The following is a 12,787-nucleotide window of genomic DNA, read 5'->3' as shown; positions in this document are numbered from 1 at the left end:
TTTTATAATCAAGCAAGCATCTATATGCTTAAATATCTGAATCACTTAAAGATAACGCTATAGCATGTCTCTTTAAATAAAAGATGCCTAATGTATTACATACACGTAATAAGAATTTTTCTTAAAAAACTATAATATTAAATTAATTTAACATTATATATTACTATGATTTATTCATCAAGATATAGCTAACCCATACATATAAAAATGAAGTAAGTAAAACTATGATATAAAGGGGTTATGTTTTAGTATAAAAATGATCTATGATTTTAAATAACCACAAAAACCTTATCTAAAAGCATGAATTCTTAATTAAAGATGAATTAAACCTCCAATACAATTACTTATAAATAGTAGATAAAATGGAGTAAATAATAAATATTGAACATATTATTTTATTTCTTAATTAAGATCATTATTTGAGATATCACAATCATCTGATAAACCATTTTTCAACAAGCACTCTTAGAGATGCTCAAATAACACCGTAATAAATTCAGATTAATTATAGAAAAATAAGATAAAATCACTTAAAATATCTAATAATAATTGATACATCATATTACCGTATTTCCATGAGAAATAGATAGCAATTTCTTTCTTTTGTTAGATTATTTTAACTTATTAAATTCTTTAACTATAGAAAACCAATAAAAATAATGCATAAGATCCAGTTTTTATTTAATTCAATAAATTTGTGTCTATTAAGATCTAGTTTCACAAACATTCTATAACTTATGCGTATTTCTTAAAGAACCTATTTAGTTCACCAAGATATATATCTTCCTCTTTGTTATTTAGGATCCGCATTTATAAATTAAAGAATTTAATTACATCACTCATATATATTAAAATCTAAATATAGTTAAATACATCATATCAGGATTGATATTGAAAGAACTTCTTTATAATAATTTTCTCCTATATTAAAGAAGTTAATACAAAAATTAATAATATTTAATTAGAATCTAATAGTAATCACATATGCTATATAGAACAATACATAGTAAAAATAATGAATATTATTAGGTTTCTTTAATATAATGAACCTCCTTATTCTTTAGCCAATCTCTTTATTTTTCCATAATAATGGAAGAATAAAATGTAAATCATATAAACAATAAAAACTACGCATCGCCTAAAATACTCAATAAATCTAAAATAAATGCTCCACATTCTATATAACTTAATTTATGCATATAAATAATCTTTATAAATTATTCAAGTATATAAAATATCGTAATATACTTAAAAATATCAATCCATATTCATGATACTTATAAGTTTTTAGATAACATTTTTCTATGTGTATGAATTGACATCACAATACCAAAACCAGCCATTAAAGAAATCAACGAAGAACCACCATAACTTACCATAGGCAATGGTACGCCCACCACTGGTAAAAGACCACTAACCATTCCGATATTAATAAATACATAGACAAAAAAAATTAATATATTTCCACCAGCCATAATGCGACCAAAAGTTGTTTGAGCATTAGAAGCAATAATTAATCCACGCAAAATAAGTAAGACATATAATAAAAGAAGGAATAAAACTCCTAATAATCCTAATTCTTCAGCTAATACAGAAAAAATAAAATCAGTATGACGCTCAGGTAAGAATTCTAATTGAGACTGAGTACCATGTAGCCACCCTTTTCCTGGGAATCCACCAGATCCAATAGCGATCTTTGATTGAATAATATGATAACCAGAACCTAAGGGATCATTTTCAGGAAATAGAAACATAATAACCCTATTTCTCTGATATTCATGCATTAAACAAAACCATAAAATCGGAACAAAGGCTACAATACTTAATACTGACATTATGATTACAGTCCAGCTTATGCCTGATAAAAATAATACTAATAGCCCTGATCCAGTAATAAGAATAGAAGTACCTAAGTCAGGTTGCAAAAAAACTAATAGAGCTGGAATCAAAATAACTATCAACGTAATAATAATGTTAATCACCCTTGGAGGGCAAATATCACGATTAATAAAACGTGCCGTCATTAACGGCACAGTAATTTTAGCTATTTCAGATGGCTGAAAACGTATTATTCCTAGATCCAACCAACGTTGGGCACCTTGACTACTCTGGCCAAATAGGCTCACTAAAATTAGTAGTATAATAGAGATTATATACAAAAAGGGAGCCCAGTTTTCATAAACACGGGGTGAAATTTGAGCCATGGTAATCATTACACATACACCAACTGCAATCTGAGTAATCTTTCGTTCCATCATACCTACATTCTGACCACTAGCACTCCACATTACCAACAGACTGAACACCAAAAGTAAAGAAAGTATACAAGATAGAATTGGATCAAGATGCATGTAATTCCAGATTTTTTTCCATGAATCCCTGTTTATCATAATTAATCATTGATCCTCATCATCTAATCGACAGGAATCTGAAGTAGGAATCTTTACTTGATGATGACAAAACATAATATAATCTAAGATTTTTCGCGTTATTTTACCAACTTCTGATCCTGCCCCTCCATTCTCTAAAATAATAGCAACAGCTATACGTGGTTTTGTATATGGTGCGTACGCAGTCATGATTTTGTGATCACGAAGATGCTCAGTTAATCTAGCAGCATTATAAATTTCCGTTGATTTAAGACCAAATACCTGTGCTGTACCAGATTTAGCAGCAATTTGATATGGAGCATCTGCAAAATGCTTATACGCAGTACCATGAATCTGATTAGCTACATTATACATGCCTTCTTTTACTATTCTCCAATATTCGCTATCTACGTAAACCATCTTATTACTTGATAAATTACGCCATAGCACTGCATGTTCTCCTTGAACTACCTCCATTAATAAATGAGGTATTTTAATTACTCCATCGTTAATAAGAATCATTAAAGCCTTATTCATTTGAATAGGTGTAGCAGCCCAATAACCCTGTCCAATACCAATTGAAATAGTATCTCCAGGATACCAAGGACTATTAAAACGCGTAGTTTTCCATTCACGGGTAGGCATAATGCCAGGAGATTCTTCTTGCAAATCAATCCCGGTAAGAGCACCATAACCAAACTTCTTCATCCATTCACTGAGGCGATTAATTCCCATCTCATATGCAATTTGATAAAAAAAAGTATCAGAAGATTCTTCTATAGATTTAATAATATCAAGATTTCCATGACCTGAATGCTTCCAATCACGAAAACGCTTATCTGTACCAGGTAACTGCCACCAACCAGGATCAAATAAAGTAGTATATCGTGCAATAACTCCCACACTAAGGGCAGAAATTGCAATATAAGGTTTTACTGTTGAAGCCGGTGGATAAGACCCTTGTATCACCCGATTAATTAAAGGATGATCTTCGTCATTAAGTAATAGACTATATTTTTGATTCGACATGCCTTGTACAAAAAGATTTGGATTATAACTAGGCGTCGATACCATAGCAAGAACCTCTCCGTTACTAGGATCAGTAACCACTACCGCTGCGCGGCTACCTACTAGCAACGTTGTAATATATTTTTGTAATTTTAGGTCAATAGTTAAATGAATATCACAGCCAGCTTGTGGTTCTTTTGCATATAGCTGACGAATCACTCGTCCACGATTATTAACTTCAACTTCTTCATATCCCGATGTACCATGTAACACATCTTCATAATAACGTTCAATACCAAGTTTACCAATACTATGAGTTGCTGCATAATTAGACCATGCACCTTCTTTTTCAAGACGCTTGATATCACGATGATTAATTCTTGATACATATCCAAGAACATGAGTAAGAATAGAACCATAAGGATAAAATCGCTGCTGACAACCTACGATTACTACACCATTAAACTTGTACTGATTAACTGCAAATCTAGCAATCTGAACTTCAGTAAGATTAGTTTTAAGTACGATCGAGGAAAAATTCCGTGAACGTTGTTTATCTTTATAAAAGATATTAAGATCTTCGTGAGTCAAATCAAAAATCGGTTTTAATTGAGATAGGGTTAAGGATAGATTATCCACCTTTTCTGGAACTATCTCTAGTTGATAAATAGTTCTATTACAAGCAAGTAAGACACCGTTACGATCACAAATAAGACCTCTTCTTGGAGCAACTGGAACCAATTTAATACGGTTAGCATTTGAAAGAGTAGTATATTCTCTATAACGAATAACTTGAAGAAGATAAAGATTACTAACCAATATAACTGACAGAAGTAAAACACATAAAAAAGCAATGAACTCACGGCGTACAAACAATTGATGTTCGGAAGTATAGTCACGAAAGAAGTTGCTTTTCAATTTATTTCACTGCTTCTGTCTGTTCACTTAACCTTGTATATTACAAAAATATGAAAGATGATTTTTAGTAGTTTACTTCTGTGGATACACTTTCTATTAAATCAGTTTTATCCTAATAAAAAACAACACTTTCAACTTTATATCGATATGATCGTATCAAAATAAATTAAACCCTCATAACTACTCATTCTTAGAATGATATTCTCTCTCCACAGATAATCCAATTATAGGATTTATATCAGTTACTTTTGATTTTAAATATCATATCTTGACTCTTCACGTCACCTTCTATCTAAAAATAAATATTAATCTATATAACACTATCTTATATTCATAAATATATTTCTTATATATAACTATGTTTGCCAAACTAATTAGAGTCTTCTTTAAGAAAGAATATGGAAACCCATGTCGCATTAATGCGAATGAATATTATATTGGATTCTTATACTCTACTAGAGACTAGAAGTAATAATCAATCTTTTCTCTCAATAGATTGATATACTCATAAATACAATATGTATATCTTTATTTAGATATTATGAAGATACTTAATATCAGAGGAATCTAGAATCACCTAACTTTCAACTACTATCTGAAGTTAGCTCGAAACAATAAGAAACATCCATCTAATCTTCTCTCGGTTAGATATAAAAATAACATTTAAAATAACATATGGAAACATAACAAAATAAGACTGTGTAATTAAGGTATTTTTATAGAATCAATTTATTGAAGAAACCAAATTCCACCTAGATAGAATATAATCATCTTCAATATACAATGATTTTCAAAAATAATCTAACATATATAACAATTATTTAAATAATTAATCCATGATTTATATATAAGAAGAGAATTATAAGAACAACTAATATTATTATAATAATAATGCTGATTTTAATTATTAAAAAATTCTATTTATTAATCGTTAGTCATTATTTTTAAATTAACTGAATTCTTACTACATTAATATAAGATTTATTAAATAATATTTATATTCTTATTCAATATTGTACCCATTTAGCTATAATATCTATAGCTACATCAATTATAAACAAAACACTATAAAGATATATACCTATTTAAAACAACAATACATGTAACGATGGTAATTGTATACGACATGCACTACATGAATACAAAATACACTCTGCATAGTATGATTGAATAATAAATTTTCGTTCTGTCAGTAATACTTTATTTACCTTATATCATAATTATTTAATTTAAACACACTGATCAAAATAGTATTCACTAACAAATAACTAAATGTTAACCATTACAATCTAAAGACGTATCTAATTACTTTTCTTATGATATTAATAATAATCAAATAAGAGATGAGGTTTTTAAAAAAAAGCATTCAAAAACATCATTTTATAAATAACAAAAACTGTAACAAATTAACTACTAAATAAATTAAAACTTTATATTTTATAAAAACAACTTTATACAACAACCCCTTCAACACAGTTTCTACTGTAGAAAATATAATTTATATCTAAAATTAGAAATGTTTAATTACACAGATTACAACGAATAAAGACAAAAACAGAGTTTCTAATTAAAAATAAATACCTGCACATATTTTCTAAATGATGATTCGATGTATATCTAGATAATTACATAATACTAAAAATAATTGATAAAACTTTTCATAGAACAATCTAATCAGCTATAAAATAACTCAATATCTATCAAACTCTTCCTTGAATACAGAATAATTCTTATAGATCATATCAAATCTAGATAATAATATGACACAGTTAAAATATCTTAAGATGGATTACTAGATTTTCGATAAAGATTATTAGATAAAATTATATTTTTATGATACGTACTATGTAATACATATACTATACGATACTGCTCATAGCACTGCAAAAAACAGATCTAAGATGTCTCATATACTACAAATACTAAAGAAAATTCAGCAATATCATATCATATCTGCATTATGATCACTTAGATATATAATGATATAAATAAGATTTTTTGCTGTTAAGTAGAATAAAAATGAGGAGCAAATGTGCCACAAATTTATATCTATTACCTATCTTTCTTACTAATCAGTATACATACTACACCTGTCCAAGCAGCAACCATCGATGTTCATGTACTTGGATTATCTGGAGATCTAAAAAAAAATGTTGAAGCACACTTATCAGTAATTAAAAATCAAAAACTAACTATAAATAATCGATTTTATTCCCGTATTCAAAAAATAGTAACAAAAGCTACAAAAGTCTTTGGCTATTATGAACCAAAGATTCAAATAAACCTTTATAAATCTAAAAAAAATAGAAAAGAACCTTTACTTGTAATTACAGTTACACTAGGAGAACCAGTGATAATTACTGACATTAGAGTAAAAATACAAGGTGATGCACAAAAAGATCATGATTACCGTAATTTAATCGCTGACAGACAACCTAAATTAGGCGCCATATTAAATCATTGGCAATATGAAAATTTTAAAAAATCTTTAAATAATCTTGCTTTAGAAAAAGGATATTTTAATGCTAATTACTATAAAAACCAACTAAAAGTATCAGTACAAAAACATCAGGCTTTCTGGGATATAGACTACAATAGTGGACCACGTTATCATTTTGGTAAAATAACTTTTACTGGATCACAGCTCCGAAAGGAATATTTATACAATTTAAGGCCCTTTAAAGAAGGATCTTACTATACCTCAAATCAAATGGTAGAGTTGACCCGTCGATTATCAGAAACTGGCTGGTTTAATTCCGTAATTGTTATACCAGAATTTAATACATCCAATCTCGGTGCATTTTTACAATTACACGGAATGCTCAGAGAATGTACTGAAAGCACCTTTACAACTGGTATTGGCTCATCTAGAAAGATTGGGATACATATAAGCACTATATGGAAAAAAAATCTAATCAATGATCGAGGACATAGTTTTAAAGCTATTTCTAATATCTCTTCGCCTGAATATGAACTAATATTTACCTATAAAATACCAATCCTTGAAAACCCACTAGACAAGTATTACTTATTTCAAGGTAGTCTGCAACGTATGAGTTGGAACAATACTAAGACAGATGCTTCCATCTTAACAATATCACGATACTGGAAGAATCCCAGCGGTTGGAAAAAAGCAATCAATTTACGATGGAGATTAGAGCACTTTACTCAAGATGAAATCACTAATAGAACTATGTTTATTTACCCAGGTATTAGTATTGATCGTACTCGATCATACGGAGGACTAATGCCAACACATGGTTATTCGCAACATTATTCAATTGATTTTTCAGATGTATCCTGGGGATCCTATATCGATTTTATAGTATTTAAAATAGAGAATTCATGGATTAGCACTCTTAAAGAAAAAAATCGTTTTATTGTACACACAGATTTGGGTTGGATTCAAACGCATCATTTTGAAAAAATTCCACCAGATATGCGTTTCTTTGCCGGAGGGAAACATAGTATACGTGGTTATAAATATAAAGGACTATCTCCACGTGATCATAATGGAAAAGTAATCGGTGCTTCAAAAATTATAATAGGTTCACTAGAACATCAGTATAATCTTCATGGAAGATGGTGGATTGCAGATTTTATAGATATAGGTGAAGTAATTCAAGATATTAAACAAAAAAATATTAAAATAAGTATTGGTTTCGGTATACGTTGGAAATCCCCTCTAGGACCGATCAAACTTGATATTGCACGGCCAGTAAATGATAAAAGAAGTCATAGTATCCAACTATACATTGGATTTGGTCCTGAGCTATGAAATTATGGAAACAAGGACTTATTTACATACTAATCTTAATTTTAATTCTATTTATTTTTATAATATTTTTAATAAACACGAACAGTGGAACCCATCTAACCCTCTCTATAGCAAAATACTGCCTTCCTAATCTCACCATCCAGACAATTAATGGTAGTTTCAATAACCTAACCCTAACCAATATTCACTATATAACATCAACTATAGAAGTTAATCTAGACGAACTTCATCTAGAACTACCCCTTACCTCTCTTCTTCATAGAAGATTATATTTCAATAATTTAACAATAAAAAATGTAAAAATAGTAGCAAAAAAGACATCTACATGCTTTAGATCAAATTCTTATTTACAAAAAATAGATCACAAAACTAAAATAAAATACATCAAGTCACTTATTTTGAATCGACTAAATCTTTATAATATTAATTTAGTTATTAATAATACTGCTATGTTATTGACAAGTTTTACCGGAGGTGTGATCTGGCAAGATAATAAATTGACACTTACACCAGCTTATATTGATGGTTTGACAATCATTCTACCAGAAATAAAAAAACAAATATCTAATCACGAAAAAAAAGAGCAACAAATCAAGAATATAAAAAAATTTTTTCTATCATTCAGTAATATATCTCAATCAATGTTGAATAAACCTATTTTACCATATTTACCAGAATTATCCCTACCTGTTAATATAGATATAGTACAACTAATCTCTAAGAAGATAGAGATTACTGGAGCATATAATATTTCTATAAATTATCTTCTTATACAAGTTCAAAGCAAATCTAAGCAGCTCTATCTAAAACAATTAAAAATTGATTCTTCTTATGGTTCATTAACCTCTGAAGGCAAAATTAATCTAATTGATACCTGGCCACTACGATTCATACTTAACGGTAATCTAACTACATCTACTTTGAAAAATCAAAAAATTAAAATAATTATAGATGGTAATTTATATCGCTCAATTAAACTAATGCTCAATTTATCTGGACCAATACCAATACTTATTAATTTAAATATTCAACCCTCTATTGTTGGCTTACCTTTTTATATGACATTGGAAAGCCCTAAGATCTATTGGCCAATAGCTAATATTCAGAAAGTACAAGCTAATGAGGTGAATTTAGTTTTTAGAGGTAAGATAGTTGATTATACTGTTGAACTACAAACATCTTTGGTAGGAAATCATATTCCACCAATCTTACTAAGTCTGCGAGGAAGAGGAAATAATCAACAATTTATTTTAAATCAATTACATTTAATCACCCTAGAAGGGGTGATAAATTTAACAGGATGGATGAATTGGAATAAGACTATTAGCTGGCATAGTCACTTAACCTTATCTGGAATTAATATACCTTATCAATATCCTAAATTAAAAAGCAAAGTAATGGGCACCGTGACCACTAGTGGTTATCTTCATAATAATAGCTGGAAGATAAGATTAATGGATCTAAACCTAAACCTCAAAGGTCAGATACTAGATCAACCATTAATAATACATGGTTCTCTCTCTATTCATAAACCCAACTTCTGGAATGTTCACAATGTACAGCTTATGTTTGGTAAGAATGAAATTAACCTTCATGGATTTCTGTCTGAACAGTTACATCTTGATTTAAAGATTGATGGAAGACATCTAAATAACACCTTACCTGGACTCAGTGGTAGCGTATGGGGATCTTTTCGCGCTAGAGGCAACCTAGAAAAACCAAAATTATTTACAAAAATCACCGCTAAAGATCTTCAATGGGATAAAATCTATATTGGCCATCTAGACATTGATAGCATACTAACAAGAAACAATATAATTCAAGGAAATTGTAATATCCTTCTAGAGAGGATCAAAAAAAATAATATTTTGATTCATTTACTTCAATTAAAAGTTAAAGGAACATCTACAGAACATCAACTAAATCTTAACTTACAAGCTCAACCATTTTCTTGGAATATTGCAATCCATGGATCTTTTGACCTATTAGAAAAAACTTGGAGAGGAGTTGTAAAAGATAATTTTCTTTCCACCCCGTCAGAGGTATGGAACTTAACACGATCTATTACAATTAACTATTTTTATAAAACAAACACATTAAATCTAGTTCCTGACTGTTGGAATAGATTAAAATCTAAGTTATTCATACCAACAATAGTTCAAAATAAACCATCGGTCTATACCAACATAGATATTAATCATTTTAATTTATCAATACTTAATGCATTTATAAAAAATAAGACCAAACTAATAGGAGAAATAAATGGTTCCATATCCTTAATATGGAATATAAATACAGGATTTCAAGCAGGTAAGCTTATACTACAAGGACAAAAAATTCAAATTCATCATCAAGTACACATAAAAAATACATTGACTATCCTCGATAAAATGACTGTTGAAGCTGAATTAAAAAACAACTGTACACATCTTCAATGGTTAATTGAACTTACTAATCATGCAAATATAAAGGGCGATATTCATATTTCTAATCTCAATGGACAACAAAAACTATCTGGTATATTCAATACTAATCACTTATCAATAGAAGTATTAAATACAATACTCAACATAGATGAAAACATATGTGGAATCGTAAATACAAATCTTCACTTAAGTGGTAACTTACATTCTCCACAAATATTTGGTGATCTAAAACTAAAAAACATAAACCTAGATAGCCGAGATATGCCTATTCAAATACAAACAGCCAATATAGCAATATTCTTTAATGGTAATAAATCTTCTATTGAAGGAATAATTCAGACTACAAAAGGCGACATTATTGTTAATGGGCACTCTACTTGGAATAATCTAAGTAATTGGTATACGTATATCACAGTAAAAGGGGAAAAAATCCGCGTAATAGTGCCACCAACTCTACATATGGATATTTCTCCACAATTAGTTTTTGAAAAAACACCTAATCTAATGACTTTGATGGGTCATATAAATATACCATGGGCACATATATTGATTCAAAACAAACCAAGAGATACTATCAACACATCTTCTGATGAAATACTTTTAGATAACAATCTTCAACCCTTGAAACCCAAATTAATCAATATCCCTATTACCAGTAATATCACAATTCATCTTGGAAAAAATGTGACCCTTACTGCCTATGGATTACAAGCCTTTCTTAATGGTGATTTAAAAATACTAAAAGATGACCATAGCACTAGTCTCACGGGTCAAATTGATATCCCATCTGGACGATTCTATGCATACACTCAAGATTTAACCATACGAAAAGGAATGTTACAATTTTCTAAATTACTAGATCAACCTTATTTATATATTGAAGCAATTCGTAGTCCAAAAACAACCAAAGATAACATAACAGTCGGGGTACGAGTAACTGGCCTAGCAAGCGACCCTAAGATAGAGGTATTTTCTGAACCAAAACAAACGCAGCAAGAAACTATATCCTATCTATTACATGGACAACAATTAAGCACTCTAAATAGTGAGAATAAATCACTAACTTCAGTTTTAGTAGGGTTAGGACTAGCTCAAAGTGAGAAAATTATAAATCAAATTGGACGGACCTTAAAAATAAACCATCTTGCATTAAATACCATGGGAATAGGTAATAAACAAAAAATAGAAGTAAGTGCTAATATACTGCCTAATCTAGAGATAAAATATGGTATTGGAATATTTGATCCATTATCAATATTCACAGTTCGTTACCATCTCATGCCTAAACTTTATATAGAAGCAGTGGCCAGTATGGACCAAGATATAGGTATGCTATATCAGTTTAATCTTCAAACTGAAGATTATAATCAAAACATCAATCCTTACTAATTCATCTGATAACTTTCTCTAAAAACTTATTGAATATATATTAAATATTCATGTAGTCTAATTTCTTTATTTATTTTTATTAATTAATTCATCTTTAAAAGATTCAAGATGACATAAATACATTGAAATAATTGAAATATATGATAGATTTGATGATCTATATTATATCATCTTTGACGATGTTTGAATATGTAAGGTTTACACTAATTAGTTAGTCTATCTAGTAAACTATTAAACATACTAGTATAACATCTCATGTTTATTTAAAACTCTTTTCTAAATCATTAAATTTAATTCATCTAAAATAGTCTTAATACAAATAAAAAATTTTTACTCTATCTTAAATATATATCTAGAAATATAAATGATTCATTAAAAATATAGAATTATTACTTTATAGATTTAAATAAAGAGAAAATAAAAAATAAAAAATAAAAAATTAAAATCAGATATCTATTTTATGTGTGTAACTTTTTTAAAAAAAAGATGATTTATCAATCCTAATATTTTATCTTTGATAACTGAATGATGATTAATATAAGAATTTCAATAAAAAATTTTATTAGAACTAATAATTAACAGATTGAATCAATCAAATTAGCTGGTCTCTGATAAAAAAGAGATCTCATGAGAAAAGCAGATCCAGTGAATTCAATATAATTTTTTCAAAAATCACAAAATTCTTTTAGATAATTAAACTCTGTACTATGTAATACATTTAAAAATAAAAAATAGAAACACTGTTTCTTTTATTATTATACGATAAAGAATTACTCTCTCCATACTAAATTAATATGCACGAATAATATTCGTATATGACTCAATTTATTAGTAGATATTTCTTTGAATATGATAAAAATTTCGATTATTCTAATCTCCATATCAACTTCAATAGACTA

At 28.6% G+C, this 12,787-nt stretch carries 4 protein-coding genes; 2 read left to right on the top strand and 2 right to left on the bottom strand.

Annotation, left to right across the window (positions count from 1 at the left end; translation table 11 throughout):
• Positions 1 to 1,277: 1,277 nt before the first annotated feature.
• Both mrdB and mrdA read right to left on the bottom strand, forming a co-directional pair.
• The gene (gene mrdB, locus ERCIPICE3303_RS01110) at positions 1,278 to 2,390 is read right to left on the bottom strand and encodes a peptidoglycan glycosyltransferase MrdB (RefSeq protein ID WP_157990912.1); all 1,113 of its coding nucleotides are present in this window, start codon (positions 2,388 to 2,390) and stop codon (positions 1,278 to 1,280) included.
• Between the two features lie 6 nt (positions 2,391 to 2,396).
• Positions 2,397 to 4,295, bottom strand: a complete 1,899-nt coding sequence (gene mrdA / locus ERCIPICE3303_RS01105; protein WP_157990911.1) for a peptidoglycan DD-transpeptidase MrdA — start codon at positions 4,293 to 4,295, stop codon at positions 2,397 to 2,399.
• Between the two features lie 2,032 nt (positions 4,296 to 6,327).
• Here mrdA and tamA point away from each other — a divergent pair.
• Complete coding sequence (tamA, locus tag ERCIPICE3303_RS01100; protein ID WP_157990910.1) at positions 6,328 to 8,073, top strand: autotransporter assembly complex protein TamA; 1,746 nt, start codon at positions 6,328 to 6,330, stop codon at positions 8,071 to 8,073.
• Positions 8,070 to 11,888 carry an autotransporter assembly complex protein TamB gene (tamB, locus tag ERCIPICE3303_RS01095; protein WP_157990909.1) on the top strand — a complete coding sequence of 1,273 codons (3,819 nt, stop codon included), beginning with the start codon at positions 8,070 to 8,072 and terminating at the stop codon, positions 11,886 to 11,888. The genes tamA and tamB overlap by 4 nt, the downstream gene beginning before the upstream one ends.
• The last annotated feature ends 899 nt before the right edge of the window (positions 11,889 to 12,787 follow it).

Origin of the sequence: Candidatus Erwinia haradaeae, assembly GCF_900699015.1 — a bacterium.
Lineage (GTDB): Bacteria > Pseudomonadota > Gammaproteobacteria > Enterobacterales > Enterobacteriaceae > Erwinia_E > Erwinia_E haradaeae_E.
This window is presented reverse-complemented; position numbering and strand designations above follow the sequence as displayed.

What these genes read in the sequence shown, in the direction of transcription:
- tamB (WP_157990909.1), top strand. Translation starts at nt 8,070, where the DNA reads ATGAAATTATGGAAACAAGGACTTATTTACATACTAATCTTAATTTTA.
- mrdB (WP_157990912.1), bottom strand. Translation starts at nt 2,390, where the DNA reads ATGATAAACAGGGATTCATGGAAAAAAATCTGGAATTACATGCATCTT.